The 14,324-nt window shown below is 71.7% G+C and carries 12 protein-coding genes; 7 read left to right on the top strand and 5 right to left on the bottom strand.

What is annotated here, in order from left to right; genetic code table 11:
- Window positions 1-9: 9 nt before the first annotated feature.
- Window positions 10-1,212 (bottom strand): glycerophosphodiester phosphodiesterase, encoded by a 1,203-nt coding sequence (locus BG482_RS32730; RefSeq protein ID WP_069772825.1) that lies wholly within the window; start codon window positions 1,210-1,212, stop codon window positions 10-12.
- A 644-nt stretch (window positions 1,213-1,856) separates the two neighbouring features.
- Here BG482_RS32730 and BG482_RS32735 point away from each other — a divergent pair.
- Window positions 1,857-2,528, top strand: coding sequence for a 1-acyl-sn-glycerol-3-phosphate acyltransferase (locus BG482_RS32735; protein WP_069772826.1), 672 nt, complete (start codon window positions 1,857-1,859; stop codon window positions 2,526-2,528).
- Between the two features lie 346 nt (window positions 2,529-2,874).
- On the opposite strand, the gene BG482_RS32740 is transcribed toward BG482_RS32735, so the two are convergent.
- From BG482_RS32740 to argH, 4 genes are all read right to left on the bottom strand, one after another.
- Window positions 2,875-4,398, bottom strand: coding sequence for an MFS transporter (locus BG482_RS32740; RefSeq protein WP_069772827.1), 1,524 nt, complete (start codon window positions 4,396-4,398; stop codon window positions 2,875-2,877).
- Window positions 4,399-4,412: 14 nt separating this feature from the next.
- On the bottom strand, window positions 4,413-4,991 hold the full coding sequence (locus tag BG482_RS32745) for a TetR/AcrR family transcriptional regulator (RefSeq protein ID WP_069772828.1): 579 nt from the start codon (window positions 4,989-4,991) through the stop codon (window positions 4,413-4,415).
- Between the two features lie 98 nt (window positions 4,992-5,089).
- A complete protein-coding gene (locus BG482_RS32750; protein ID WP_069772829.1) occupies window positions 5,090-6,061 on the bottom strand; it encodes an aldo/keto reductase in 972 nt (323 codons plus the stop codon).
- Window positions 6,062-6,308: 247 nt separating this feature from the next.
- Window positions 6,309-7,742: an argininosuccinate lyase gene (argH, locus tag BG482_RS32755; protein WP_069772830.1), complete on the bottom strand. Its 1,434-nt coding sequence runs from the start codon at window positions 7,740-7,742 to the stop codon at window positions 6,309-6,311.
- Between the two features lie 227 nt (window positions 7,743-7,969).
- Between argH and BG482_RS32760 the strand changes: the two genes are divergently transcribed.
- The 6 genes from BG482_RS32760 (at window position 7,970) to BG482_RS32785 (ending at window position 14,142) form a co-directional block, all read left to right on the top strand.
- Entirely contained in the window at window positions 7,970-8,860 is an 891-nt protein-coding gene (locus tag BG482_RS32760; protein ID WP_069772831.1) for a hypothetical protein, read from the top strand.
- A 203-nt stretch (window positions 8,861-9,063) separates the two neighbouring features.
- Window positions 9,064-9,645 carry a pyridoxamine 5'-phosphate oxidase family protein gene (locus BG482_RS32765; RefSeq protein WP_069772832.1) on the top strand — a complete coding sequence of 194 codons (582 nt, stop codon included), beginning with the start codon at window positions 9,064-9,066 and terminating at the stop codon, window positions 9,643-9,645.
- Between the two features lie 260 nt (window positions 9,646-9,905).
- Window positions 9,906-10,613: a L,D-transpeptidase gene (locus BG482_RS32770; RefSeq protein WP_069772833.1), complete on the top strand. Its 708-nt coding sequence runs from the start codon at window positions 9,906-9,908 to the stop codon at window positions 10,611-10,613.
- 193 nt (window positions 10,614-10,806) lie between these two features.
- Window positions 10,807-12,189, top strand: coding sequence for a ferric reductase-like transmembrane domain-containing protein (locus BG482_RS32775; RefSeq protein WP_069772834.1), 1,383 nt, complete (start codon window positions 10,807-10,809; stop codon window positions 12,187-12,189).
- A gap of 56 nt (window positions 12,190-12,245) precedes the next feature.
- Entirely contained in the window at window positions 12,246-13,349 is a 1,104-nt protein-coding gene (locus BG482_RS32780) for an FMN-binding protein (RefSeq protein WP_069772835.1), read from the top strand.
- Window positions 13,342-14,142, top strand: coding sequence for an FAD:protein FMN transferase (locus BG482_RS32785; protein WP_256096553.1), 801 nt, complete (start codon window positions 13,342-13,344; stop codon window positions 14,140-14,142). The genes BG482_RS32780 and BG482_RS32785 overlap by 8 nt, the downstream gene beginning before the upstream one ends.
- Window positions 14,143-14,324: the final 182 nt, after the last annotated feature.

Here is a 14,324-nt window from a genome sequence, read left to right on the forward strand (position 1 = left end):
AACGAGGAGTCAGCCGTTGACGAAGTCGGCGCGGGCGAGCACACCGGTGTCCGGGTTGTCCGTGAAGACCCCGTCGATGCCGGTCGCGAAGTAGGTGCGGAACGCGCCGAAGGGGTCGCCGTAGGCGTCCGCGTCCGTGCCCTTGCGGAAGTTCGCGGGCAGGAAGGGGTTCTCGTTGCGCATGGTGTACGGGTGCAGGACCAGGCCGACCGCGTGGGCGTCCTTCACCAGGCCGGTCGGCTCGGTGAGGTTGCCGGCCGCGTCCTTCGGGATGACCAGGTCGAGGGTGGGGCCGATGCCCTGGGCGTAGCCCGCGATCTCACGCAGGCCGGCCCGGGTGATCAGGTCGGCGACGGTGCGCGGGTCGCCCGCCTCGACGAAGTCCCAGGGGCGGGAGTCCGCGGTGGACAGGAGCACGACGAGGGGGTTGTCCACCAGCTTGTTGAGCCGCTGGATGCTGGTGGGCTCGAAGGACTGCAGGATGACGGGCGAGTTCTTCCCGTCCTTGCCGTGCTTGTGCAGCAGCTTGGCGACCCGCTCCTCCAGGCCCAGACCGAGCTTGCGGAAGTAGGTGGGGTGCTTGGTCTCGGGATAGATCCACACCTGCTTGCCGCGCTTGCGGGTCTGCTCGTCCTGCCACTTCAGGACCTCCTCGAAGGTGGGGATCTCCCAGCGCCCGTTGTAGAGGGTGTTGTGCGGGCGGTTGGCCGGGATGCGCTCGATCGCGCGCAGCGTCTTCAGCTCGGCGAGCGTGAAGTCCTCGGTGAACCAGCCGGTCGTGGAGACCCCGTCGAGCACCTTCGTCGTCCTGCGGGCGGCGAACTCGGGATGGTCGGCGACGTTCGTCGTGCCGCCGATCTCCGGCTCGTGACGGCACACCAGATGGCCGTCCCTGGTGGGGACCAGGTCGCCGGCCTCGACGATGTCGGCGCCCAGGTCGAGGGCCAGCTGGTAGGAGCCGAAGGTGTGCTCCGGGCGGTAGCCGCTGGCCCCGCGGTGACCGATGACCGTCGGCACGGGCAGGCTCTTCAGGCCGCCGCCGTGTCCGCCGGCCCGGACGCCGCCGGTCCGGGCCTCGGCGGCTCTCGCGGTGCCCGACAGGCCGAGGACGCCTCCGGCGGCGCCGAGCACGGCCGCGCCGAGGAGCGCCCGCCGTCCGGTTCCGCCCACACCCGCCTGCTGGTTCGACTCCTGCGTCTCCTGCGTGCCCATGGGGGCCTCCTGCCGTCGGCTCGTCCGTGCGGGCCGATCGTAGGGGCGTGGACATGACCGTCGGGAGACCTCGGCCCCAACACGGGGGTGACGGTGGATGGCAGGTGCCGTACATCGGGTGCGGGGTGTCCGCTACGACAGATGCGGAACACGGCCTACCGCGATATGACGGATCGTCGGATCCGCCCGGCCGGACGGATTCGCCGCGGGCCGCCGGGGGACCCGGTTCGGTACCGACCGCGGCGGTCCCGGTCGCGGCGGTCCTGGTCGCGGCGGTCGGTGCGGTGGTCGGTGCGGGCGGTCGGTCCCTGCCTCGCGGCACGCCGGGCGATCACCGGGCGGCGGAGGCGACGAGGACGACCAGCCGCCCCTCGCTTCACGACGGCCGGCGCCTCGTTCCGACCGGATGTCGGACGGATGACGCCGCCCCTGCTTCACGACGGCCGGCGCCTCGTTCCGACCGGATGTCGGACGGATGACGGACGGACGACGGACCGACGACGGCTCGGCCGTACAGGTACACGTACGTCAACAGTGCGTAAGACCCGGGTGACCCGATGTGCGTCGAGCCCGCAGCCGCGAGTATCGTCCTAGTCCTCACCTGCACATACTCATACCGTTTTCCCTTGACATCGGAGGGCTCGTTGTCCCGCTTCGCGCTCATCAAGGCAATGCTCGGACCGGTCATGCGCCTGATGTTCCGCCCACAGGTCGAGGGCGCGGAGCACATCCCCGGCGACGGCCCCGTCATCCTGGCGGGCAATCACCTCACCTTCATCGACTCGATGATCCTGCCGCTCGTGTGCGACCGGCAGGTCTACTTCATCGGCAAGGACGAGTACGTCACCGGCAAGAGCCTGAAGGGCCGTCTCATGGCCTGGTTCTTCACCGGGGTCGGCATGATCCCGGTGGACCGCGACGGCGGCCGCGGCGGCGTGGCCGCGCTGATGACCGGACGCCGGGTGCTGGAGGAGGGCAAGGTCTTCGGCATCTACCCCGAGGGGACGCGCTCCCCCGACGGCCGCCTCTACCGGGGGCGCACCGGTATCGCCCGGCTGACGCTGATGACGGGGGCGCCGGTCGTCCCCTTCGCGATGATCGGCACGGACAAGCTGCAGCCGGGCGGCGCGGGGATGCCCCGTCCGGGGCGGGTCACCGTGCGGTTCGGCGAGGCGATGGAGTTCTCCCGCTACGAGGGGATGGACCGGGACCGTTATGTGCTGCGGGCCGTGACGGACTCGGTGATGACCGAGGTCATGCTCTTGTCCGGGCAGGAGTACGTGGACATGTACGCCACGAAGGCAAAGGCGGCGTAGGCCTCCGGCGGTCGGGCGGATCGTTCTCGTCGCCGTCGGCCGTCAAGTGTCGGTCGCCCGCGACTGCGGCGGGGGGCGGGTCCGGCGGGGCCACGTCCGTCAGGGGCCGGGGCGAGCTGCGCCTGCGTGCCGGTTGCAGGTGCGTCGTGGCCGGTCGCGCAGTGCCCCGCGCCTCTTAGGGGCGCGGCTGTCCTGCCGGCCCTTCACTCCGCGGCCCGCGGCTCCGAGAGGCGCGGCTGGCCCACCGCCCCGTTCACCCTGCGCCCCGTTCCCGAGAGGCGCGGCTCCACCGCCCTCGCTCAGCAGGGCCACGCCCCTCGGGAACGTGAACGCGGCCTCGGGGTGGTCAGGGGCGGTTCTCCAGTCGTTCGTTGCGCAGCATGAACCAGGCCGCTGCCGCCGTCGCCAGCAGGACCGTCGCGCCCACTGCGGACGCCACGCTGAGGCCGTCCACGAACGCCTCGCGCGCTGACGTGAGCATCTGCTCCGCCGTGGCCGCCGGCATGTGTCCCGCCGCCTCCACCGCTCCCCCGAGCGACTCGTGCGCCCCTTGCGGGGTGCCTGCCGGGGCCGGGAACCCGCGGTAGACGCCCGTCACGATCGAGCCGAGCACGGCGATGCCCAGGGCCGCGCCGAGTTCGTACGCCGTCTCGGACACCGCGGACGCCGCTCCGGCCTGGTCCTTCGGCACGGAGCCCAGGATGACGTCTGCGGTGACCGTGAAGGAGAAGCCGGCGCCCACGCCGACCACCAGCAGGATGGCCCCGAGCACCGGGTAGCCGGTGGACGGTCCGATCGTCGTCAGCGCGGCGAGGGCCAGGCCGATCGCCGCGAGGCCGCCGCAGACCACGGCCGGCACCGAGAAGCGGCGGGCGACCCGGCCCGCCGCCAGACCGGCCGCCACCGCCCCGATCGCCGCGGGCAGTTCGGCCAGTCCCGCCTCGAACGGCGGGCGGCCCTGGACGAGTTGCAGGTACTGGGAGAGGAAGAACACCAGGCCGGAAAGGCCCAGGATGGTCAGCAGGTCGGCCAGGACCGCGCCGCTGAAGCCGCGGTTGCGGAACAGGCGCATGTCCAGCAGCGGGGTCGGCAGGGTCAGCTGGCGGCGGACGAACCCGAACAGGGCCGCCGCGCCCAGCAGGCCCGTGCCGAGCGAGGCCCAGGTGAAGCCGTGGGTGGCGGTCTCCTTGACGGCGTACACGACGCCGATCATGCCGACCAGCGACAGCATCACGCTGAGCAGGTCCCACGGGCCCGGGTTCGGGGTGCGGGACTCGGGGAGCGTCCTGATGCCGACGAGGACGAGGACGACCATCACCGGCACGTTGATGAGGAAGACCGAGCCCCACCAGAAGTGTTCGAGCAGGAAGCCGCCCACGATGGGGCCGACCGCGGTGCCGGCGGAGGCGGTCGCGCCCCAGATGCCGATCGCGAGGCTGCGCTCGCGCGGGTCGTGGAAGAGGTTGCGGATCAGGGCGAGGGTGGCGGGCATCAGCGTCGCGCCGGCCACGCCGAGCAGCGCCCGGGCGGCGATCATCGTCTCCGGCGTCGTCGCGTAGGCGTTGAGGACCGATATCAGCCCGAACGCGGTGGCGCCGGCGAGCAGGATCCGCTTGCGGCCGATGCGGTCGCCGAGGCTGCCCATCGAGACGAGCAGACCGGCGATGACGAACGAGTAGACGTCCCCGATCCACAGGAGCTGGGTGCCGGAGGGCGCGAGGTCCTCGCTGATGTAGGGGGTCGCGAGACCGAGGACGGTCGCGTCGACGGCCACCAGCAGCACGGCGAGCACGAGGACGGAGAGCGCGAGCCAACGGTCCGGGCGCCGCACCGCCTCGGTCGTGGTCGACGGCTGCAGGGTGCTGGTCATGGTTCCTCTCTTCGTCATGCGGAATTCCGAGCTGCGGGATCACCTGGGGCGGGATGTCTCAGTGCGCCGCCCAGCAGCAGTTCGACGACCATGTGCGGGAAGTCCTTCGGCGCGCCCTTGCCGCTCTGCACCATCCAGACCCCCGAGGCCAGCAGGCCGAACAGGGCCTCGGTGAGCCAGGCGGGTGTGAGGTCGATGCGGAACTCTCCGCTGAGCTGACCGCGCCGGAAGAGTGCGGAGATCCGGTCGTCGATCCGGGTCCAGCCCTCGTGCTGCTCCTCGCCCTCGAACAGCTGGTTCTCGGTGTAGAGGAAGGCGAGCAGGCCCGCGGCGGACTCGATCGCGCTGACCAGCCGGCGCACGGCCTCGCTCGCCGGACCCTCGTCGAGGCGGGCCGCGTCCAGGGCCGACTCGCACTCGGCGATCCCGAGGGCCTCCAGCGCGCGGACGAGCGCGTCGCGTCCGGCGAAATGCCGGTGCAGCGTGGCGCGGCTGATGCCGGCCCCCTTGGCCACCTCGTCCATCGTCGCGGTGGATTTACGGGTCAGCAGAGCGGCTGCGCTGCGCAGCACGTGGTCACGGTCGACGGCCATGAGACAACCATAAACCAAATGAGACATCTTTGTCTCATCGTGGGCGCACGCAGCTCACGACCGAGACGTCGTCCCGTCCGGCCGCAGCGGCCGAGCCGTCAGTGCCAGGGCAGGCGGCCGCGCTGCTCCCAGTACGCGCGGGGCTCCTCGGCGAGGGCGGCGAGCCGGTCCAGCTGGTCGCCGTCCAGGTCCGCGACGGCCGCGTGCAGGTTGGAGGCGAGCTGGGCAGCGGTCGCGGCGCCGGAGAGGACGACGCCGGCCCAGGGCCGGCGCAGGACCAGGGCGAGGGCGATGGCGTCGCAGCCGAGGGAGGATTCGGCGGCGACCGCCTTCAGGGCCTCCGGCGCATGGGGTCCGGCGAGACGGCCGTTGGCCATGCCCTCCTTCACGATCACCGTGAGGCCGGCGTCGTGGGCCTCGGCGAGAGCGGGGCCGGCCGAGGTCTCCAGCGCGTTGTACGTCGACTGGACGGTGCGGAACAGGGGCTCGCCGTCGACCGTCACGGCCAGGGCGGCGCGGATCGCGGCGGCCTGGGCGGGCCCGCTGGTCGAGAAGCCGACGGTGACCCCCTGAGCGGCGGCCTCGGCCAGCTTCGCGTGGAGTTCCTTGTCGGTGAGGGCCGGACTGTCCGGGGTCACCGAGTGGATCTGGTACAGGTCGAGCCGGTCGCCGAGCAGCTCGGCGGTCTCGGCGCGCTGACGTTCGTATGTCGCGAGGCCGTGGTCCTTGACCTCGTGCTTCTCCGCGTCCGTGGTCCAGTCGGCGGTGTAGGTGTAGCCCCACTTGCTCCCGACGACGACATCGTCGACGTCGGGCCTGGCCTTCAGCCAGTCGGCCAGGAACTCCTCGGACCGGCCGTAGGAGCGGGCCGCGTCGAAGTAGCGCACGCCCTGGGCGTAGGCCGCGTCGAGGAGTTCGTGGGTGCGGGAGCGCAACACGTCGACGCTGCGGTCCGCTCCGAGGTCCTCGTCGCGACCGAGGTTGATGTAGCCCGGGCGGCCGACGGCGGCGAGGCCGAAGCCGATGTGACAGGTGGGGGTGGTTGCGGTGGCCAGGCGGGCGAAGGGCATCGCGGGCTCCGTAGGGTCGGCTCCGGTTCGGCTCCCGACCAACGTAACCCGCGATGACCTTGACCTTGGGCTTGGGCTTGGGCTTGGGCTCGGCCCGGCCTTGGACTCGGCCAAGACCGAGGCCCAGGCCTGGAACCCGGCTCCCGGCTCCCGGCTCCCGGCTCCCGGCTCCCGGCTCCCGGCTCCCGGCTCCCGGCTCCCGGCAGACGATGACCTGTCCGGCGTCCGGTCGTCGGCCGTGTCCCGCCTAGCGCTTCGTCTTGGCCGTCGCCCACTCGTGCTGGGCCGCCACGTCGCGCTTCACCTCGGCGAGCTGGACGGCGACCGCGCTGGGCGCGGTGCCCCCGCGACCGTCGCGGGAGGCCAGGGCGCCGGGGACGTTGAGGACCGTGCGCACCTCGGGGGTGAGGCGGGCGGAGATCTTCACGAACTGCTCGTCCGTCAGCTCGTCCAGCTCCTTGCCGTCGGCCTCGGCGACCTTGACGCACTCGCCGGCGACTTCGTGCGCGACGCGGAACGGCTCACCCTGCTTGACCAGCCACTCCGCGATGTCCGTAGCCAGGGAGAAGCCGGCCGGGGCCAGTTCCGCCATGCGCTCACGGTGCACGGTGAGGGTGTCGATCATGCCGGTGAAGGCCGGGAGCAGAACCTCGAGCTGGTCGCAGGAGTCGAAGACCGGCTCCTTGTCCTCCTGCAGGTCGCGGTTGTAGGCCAGGGGCAGGGCCTTGAGGGTGGCCATCAGACCGGTGAGGTTGCCGATGAGACGGCCGCTCTTGCCCCGGGCCAGCTCCGCGATGTCGGGGTTCTTCTTCTGGGGCATGATCGACGAGCCGGTGGAGAAGGCGTCGTGCAGGGTGACGAAGGAGAACTCCTTCGTGTTCCAGATGATGATCTCCTCGGCGACCCGGGAGAGGTTCACCCCGATCATCGCGGTGATGAAGGCGAACTCGGCGACGAAGTCGCGGGACGCCGTGCCGTCGATGGAGTTGCCCACGCTGCCGTTCTCGAAGCCGAGGTCCTCGGCGACCGCCTCCGGATCGAGGCCGAGGGAGGAACCGGCCAGCGCGCCGGAGCCGTACGGCGAGACGGCGGTGCGCTCGTCCCACTGCCGCAGCCGCTCCGCGTCCCGGGACAGCGACTGCACATGCGCGAGGACATGGTGGGCGAAGAGGACCGGCTGGGCGTGCTGGAGGTGGGTGCGGCCCGGCATCGCCACGTCCGGGTGGGCCTCCGCCAGGCCGATGAAGGCGTCCTGGAGTTCCGCGATCAGGCCGCCGATGATCCGGGCGTGGTCGCGCAGGTACATGCGGAACAGGGTGGCGACCTGGTCGTTGCGGGAACGGCCGGCGCGCAGCTTGCCGCCCAGGTCGGGGCCGAGGCGCTCCAGCAGGCCGCGCTCCAGGGCGGTGTGGACGTCCTCGTCGGCGATCGTGCCCACGAAGGAGCCGTCGGCGACGTCCGCCTCGAGCCGGTCGAGGCCGTCGAGCATCCGGGTCAGCTCGTCCTCGGTGAGCAGGCCCGCCTTGTGCAGCACCCGCGCGTGGGCGCGGGATCCGGCGATGTCGTAGGGCGCGAGCCGCCAGTCGAAGTGGACGGACGCGGACAGCTTGGCCAGGGCCTCGGCGGGACCGTCGGCGAAACGACCGCCCCAGAGCCTTACGTCACCGCTGTTGCTGCTCACTTGCGCTGCTCCTCACCGCTGCACCTCAACGTTATGCATGAGTATGCAGACCTCCGCATGATTCGTCAATCCGGCCTCATCCGTGCCGGTATCCGTGTCGGTATCCGTGTCGGTCTCGAAGACTTTTTGAAGACGTCTTGAACAACGGCAACCGCTTACCCGTACTCACCCCTGAACGCTGGCGCCGCGTTGACGACACCCACTCCTGACCCAAGTGAGGCACCCGCATGTCCAGGGCTCTTCCCAAGTACAACAAGCGTCGTGTGGCGATCATCGGTGGCGCCGTCGCAGTGGCTCTGACCGGTGCGGTCGTGGTGAACACCGCCCTGGCCGGGGAGTCCAAGAGCGGGGCGACCAACGCCCAGACGCTCGCCGCCGGCCCCGGCACCATCGCGTGCCCCGACGTGGCCTCGAAGCTGCCCGCGATCCCGGCCTCCGCCAAGGCCGAGGTCGACCGCAACCTGACCCTGCTGCAGACGCAGATCCAGGAAGCCAACACGCGGTTGCAGAACACCGTGGGCCAGGGCGGCCCCAACTTCGTGCAGAACGCGATCCTCGGCCCGCTGAAGGACAAGCGCATCTCGACCGTCAACCGCATCGCCACGGCCATCGGCCGTACGGCCGCGAAGCCGACGGGCCTGGACGCGCTGGCGCCCTGCGCCCTCAACGGTGGCGGCGCGGCCGCCCCGGCGACGGGCAACAACGGCAACGCCGGGAACAACGGCATGAACGGCAACGCCGGGAACAACGCGAACAACGGCAAGAACGGCAACGCGGGGAACAACGGCAACAACAACGCCGGGAACGCGGGCAACGCCGGTGCGGTCGGCACGATCACGTGCCCGGACGTGGCCTCGCAGCTTCCCGCGGTCCCCGCCTCCGCCCAGGCCGAGGTCGACCGCAACCTGACCCTGCTGCAGACGCAGATCCAGGAAGCCAACACGCGGTTGCAGAACACGGTCGGCCAGGGCGGCCCCAACTTCGTGCAGAACGCGATCCTCGGCCCGCTGCAGGGCAAGCGCGAGTCCACCATCGACCGCATCGCCATCTCGATCGGCCGCAAGGGGACCAAGCCGCAGGGTCTGAACGCCCTCGCCGCCTGCACGCTGAACAAGTGACGTGACAGGCATGGTGGCCGCCCCGAGGAAAGCCGACCGGGGCGGCCACCTGCGGTCCGCGAACGTGGGCACGAGCGGGTGCAAGCAGCTGCACACGGGCATCCGCCGTCATACACGGGTGTACGCGACCGTACCCGGCGTCGACAGGCGCGGGCCGTAATCTCCTTAGACGCGCGAAAGGCTTTCCTGGATAATCGTTAGACATGGGAAAGACCTACGAGCGCATAGACGGCAGGCTCCGGACGTTCATCGAGGAGCAGCCCCTCTTCTTCACCGCGACCGCGCCGCTGGCGGGCGACGGCACGGTCAACCTCTCCCCCAAAGGACTCAAGGGTTCGTTCGCGGTGCTCGACGAGCACACCGTGGCGTACCTCGACTTCGCCGGCTCCACCGCGGAGACCGTCGCGCACCTGCGCGAGAACGGCCGGATCACGCTGATGTGGTGCGCCTTCCAGGGCCCGCCGAACATCGTGCGCGTGCACGGCCGGGGTGAGCCGGTCTTCCGGGACGACCCCCGCTTCCGGGACCTCCTCACCCGCTTCCCCGATATCGATCCGGCCCTGCACGGGCTGCGCGCGATCATCGTCGTGCACGCCGAACTCGTCCGGGACAGCTGCGGATACGCGGTGCCCTTCATGACCTACGACGAGGACCGCGAGCTGCACGGCAAGCGGTTCGCACGGGAGGACGACGCCTCGCTCAGCGCGTACTTCGCGAAGAAGGAGCACATCGCCACGAGCATGGACGGTCTCCCCGGGCTGCCCCTGCCCCTCCGTCCGATCTGAGGCGAGCCGCCACTCGACCGTGCGCGACCCCTTCTGCGTCCCTTCCCCGGCCCGGTCGAGGAGCGCGCCGCGAACGACGTTTCCGAGATGACCGGCCTGCTGCCGTACGCCTTTGACGGGCGGGCGGGCCGGCCGGCCGGCTCGATCCGCTGCGACCGCGCCCCGAACGGCCGGCAGGGTCAGGCCCTGGGGCGGCGGTGCCCGCACGGTCGGCCCACTCCGGCCTGCCGGCGCCGCCGCTCGCCTCTAGCGTCTGGACCATGCGCCCTCGTGTCGTCGCCACCGCCGTCGTCTGTGCGTCCCTCCTGCTGCTCGGCGCGGCTCCGGGCGCCGGCGCCCACCCGCCGCTGCCTGCCCGGATGACGGACACCGGCGGCGGCACGCAGCTGATCACCGCCGTGGCCCCGGAGGCCGGCGCCACGGCGGGCACGCTCACCTGGTGGGACCTGCGAGGCGGGCGATGGGCGGCGGCCGGCTCCACGCCGGCCCGGTTCGGCGCGAACGGCCTGGTCGAGGGGGCCTCGCGGCGGCAGGGCACGAACACCACCCCGACCGGCCTGTACGGTCTCCCGTTCGCCTTCGGCATCCGGGCGGCGCCGCGCGGGACGTCGTACCCGTACCGTCCCGTGCGCCAGGGCTCCTGGTGGTGTCAGGACAACGCCTCCCCTGCCTACAACCGGTGGACCGAGCCGAGGCCGGCCGACTGCCGGGCCACGGAGTCCGAGCATCTGGTGACCTATCGCACGCAGTACGCGCACGCGCTGGTCATCGGGTTCAACTACGACAAGCCCGTGCGCGGCCGGGGAGCGGGGATCTTCCTGCACGTCAACGGGTCTGGGGCGACGGCCGGTTGTGTCTCGGTGCCGGTGGGGGCGATGCGCCGGATGCTGGCCTGGGCCCGGCCGGGCAAGCGCCCCCACATCGCGATCGGCACCTCGGCCGGGCCGACGGCGATCAGCCGCTATTGAGCCCCGGCGCCCTCCGAGCGGTGCGGGCGCACAGGGCCGGGTGCAAGGGGACGGGCGCGAAGGGACGGCACGAGCCCGGGTTGCCGACGGTCGCCCCGCTGCCGCGACGCTCTCGACGTCTCGGAGCGCCGCTGAACACTCCGCGCCCGCGGCCCGTATCTGAGGGCCAAGGGTCCGTACCCACGGAGGAACAGTGACCACGACGATCGCCGGCGGCCGTGCCGCCCGCCGCCAGACGATGCGCCGCATCCGTCCGCGCCGCTCCCCGGCCGTTCCGCTGCTGCTCGCCGTCTGGGCGGGCGCGGCGGGTGTGCTGTGGTTGTGGTGGAGCAACACGCCGAACATCGCGGACGACAACAGCAAGATCCTCAACGCGGGACGGATCACCGGGTTGCTCGCCGGGTACCTGATGGCGCTCGTCGTGCTGCAGATGGCACGGGTGCCCGCGCTGGAGCGGCGGGTGGGCTCGGACCGGGTCGCCCGCTGGCACGCGATGAGCGGCCGGTACACGCTCTGCCTGGTCTTCGCGCACGTCTTCCTCATCATGTGGGGATACGCGCTGCAGGCCGGCAAGACACTGGGGGACATCGTCCAGCAGACGATCGACTCCGTCGAGCAGCTGCCGGACATGGGCAAGGCGGCCATCGGCACCGGTCTGTTCCTGCTGATCGGGCTGGTGTCGATCGCGCCGGTGCGCAGGCGGATGCCGTACGACACCTGGTACCACATCCACCTGATGACGTACGCGGCCGTGTTCCTGACCTTCTGGCACCAGATCACCACCGGCAACGACTTCGCCGTCGAGCCGACCGCGAAGACCGTCTGGTACGCGCTGTACGGGTCGGTCACCGCGCTGGTCGTCTGGTATCGCATCATCACCCCGCTCCGGCTGAACCTGCGCCACCGGATGTACGTCGAGGCCGTCATCGAGGAGACGCCGGGCATCGTGTCCGTGCTGATCGGCGGGCGCAAGCTGCACCGGATGGGCGCGGAGGCCGGGCAGTTCTTCCGCTGGCGGTTCATGGCGCCGGGGATGCGCCTGAGCTCCCACCCTTACTCGCTGTCGGCGGCCCCCCGCCCGGAGCTGCTGCGGATCACGGTCAAGGCGATCGGCGACCACAGCGCCGCGCTGCGCGAGCTGCAGCCCGGCACGAAGGTGTGGGCCGAGGGACCGTACGGCGCGATGACGGCGTCCCGGCGCAGCCGAGGAAAGGTGCTGCTGGTGGCCGGCGGGGTCGGCATCACGCCGATGCGGGCGCTGTTCGAGACGCTGCCGGGCGCGGCCGGTGACATCACCCTGCTCTACCGGGCCAACAGCACCCAGGACCTGGCCCTGTGGGACGAGCTGGCGAAGATCGCCGACGAGCGCGGGGCGCGCCTGATGTACGCCGTCAACAGCCCCGACGGGGAGCGCCCCGACATCTCGGCGGAGTCCCTCCAGCGCAAGATCCCCGACATCGACAGCCACGACGTCTTCATGTGCGGGCCGAACGGGTTCGCCCAGGGTGTGTACGAGGCACTGCGCGGCGCCGGGGTTCCCGCCCGCCGCATCCACCACGAGTCGTTCGAGATGTGAGCGACCCGTACGCACGGGAACCTCGCCACCAACGGAAACCAGGAGCTCAGGAAGCGATGAGGAAGAGCCACCCTCTTCGGCGGGTCGTGCTGGCCACTGCCGCCACCGTGTCAGGGATCGTGCTGCTGCTGTCGCTGAAGCCGTCGTCCGACCCCGGTTCCGCGCAGGCCGCGGGATCGGGCACGGGCGCGGCCGCGGCGGCACAGGAAGCGGCGCAGGGCGGGGCCGGCGCGCCGGTCACCGGCACGATGACCGGTGACGCCGTCCAGACGCAGTACGGGGCCGTGCAGGTCCGGATCACCGTGGTCGCGAACAAGATCATGAAGGCCGAGGCCGTCCAGGCTCCCAAGGGCGGCACCAGCGACCAGAAGACCGCGCTGGCCGTGCCGAAGCTCAACGCCCAAGTCGTCGCCAAGCAGAGCCCGGACATCGACACGGTCTCGGGTGCCACGTACACCAGCGAGGGCTACAAGAAGTCGCTGCAGTCGGCGATCGACAAGGCGAACGCGAGCGCCGGGTCCGGGTCCGGGTCCTCCCAGGGGTCCGGCAGCGCGCAGGCCGGTGGCGCCTTCACCGGAAGCGCGGTCCAGACGCAGTACGGGACCGTCCAGGTCCGGATCACGGTGACCGGCGGGAAGATCACCAAGGCCGAGGCGGTCCAGGCCCCCAAGGGCGGCACCAGCGACCAGAAGACCCAGCTCTCCGTCCCCAAGCTCAACCAGGAGGCCGTCGCCAAGGGCAGCGCCGACATCGACTCCGTCTCCGGCGCCACCTACACCAGCGAGGGCTACAAGAAGTCGCTGCAGTCGGCGCTGGACCAGGCGAAGGCGAAGGGCGGCTCGGCGTCGGGCTCCGGGAGTGCGGGGGCCGCCTCGGGGGCCGCACAGGCCAAGACCGTCACCGGCGCCGTCCAGCAGACGCAGTACGGGGCCGTGCAGGTCCGGATCACCGTGGCCGGCGGGAAGATCACCAAGGCCGAGGCGGTCCAGGCCCCCAAGGGCGGCACCAGCGACCAGAAGACCCAGCTCTCCGTCCCCAAGCTCAACCAGGAGGCCGTCGCCAAGGGCAGCGCCGACATCGACTCCGTCTCCGGCGCCACCTACACCAGCGAGGGCTACAAGAAGTCGCTGCAGTCGGCGCTGGACCAGGCCGGTGGCTGACACAGTGGCCGAGCCTGCGCCGGCCCCCGCCGTGGTGCGGCATGCCGAAGAGGTCATGGGAACCGTGTTCTCCTTCGACGTCCGCGGCGGCGAGGCAGAGGCGGTACGGGCGGCGCTGGAGGAGGCGATCGCCTCGCTGCATCGGGTGAACGAGGTGTTCACCACCTACCGCGAGGACAGCCAGGTGTCGCGGTTGGCGCGCGGTGAGCTGACCGTCGAGGAGTGCGATCCCGAGGTCGCCGAGGTGCTGGCGCTGGGCGAGGAGGCGGAGCGGGTCAGCCAGGGCTGGTTCAGCATGCGCTACCAGGGCCGGCTGGACCCGACCGGCGTCGTCAAGGGCTGGGCCGCCGAGCGCGCGGCCCGGTTGATCTCCGCGGCGGGCGTGAGCGGGGTCAGCGTCAACGGCGGCGGGGACGTGCAGCTGATGGGCGTTCCCGGGCCCGAGCGGCCGTGGCGGGTCGGCGTGTCCGATCCCCTGCGGCCGGGCGGCCTGGCGGCCGTGGTCTCGGCGGCGGGCGCGGACGAGCTGGCGGTCGCCACGTCGGGCACGACGGAACGGGGCGCGCACATCGTCGATCCCCGCACGGGTCGCTCCGCGGTGACGGACCTGGTGGCCGTGACCGTGGTCGCGCCCCGGCTGACCTGGGCGGACTGCTGGGCCACGGCGGCGTTCGCGATGGGGTCGCGGGAGGCGCTCGCCTGGCTGGAGGCGCTCCCGGACGTGGAGGCGCTCCTGATCACGGCGGGCGACGAGGTGCGCTGCACGGGCGGCCTGGCCCGACGCCTCGGCTGAACCACCGACGACGGCCGCCGGACGACACCCCCGGCGGCCCGTCCGGCATGCCGAACCGGGCCGGCATCACCCGTCCCGGGGCGCGGGGAACTGCACGACCAGCCCCCACACACCCGCACCCGGCGGACGACGCCCGGCGCGCACGACCCCGCCGGGGCACGCCGAAAGAAGGCGCCCGCACG

This window comes from Streptomyces sp. LUP30, from assembly GCF_001746365.1.
Classification (GTDB): Bacteria; Actinomycetota; Actinomycetes; order Streptomycetales; family Streptomycetaceae; genus Streptomyces.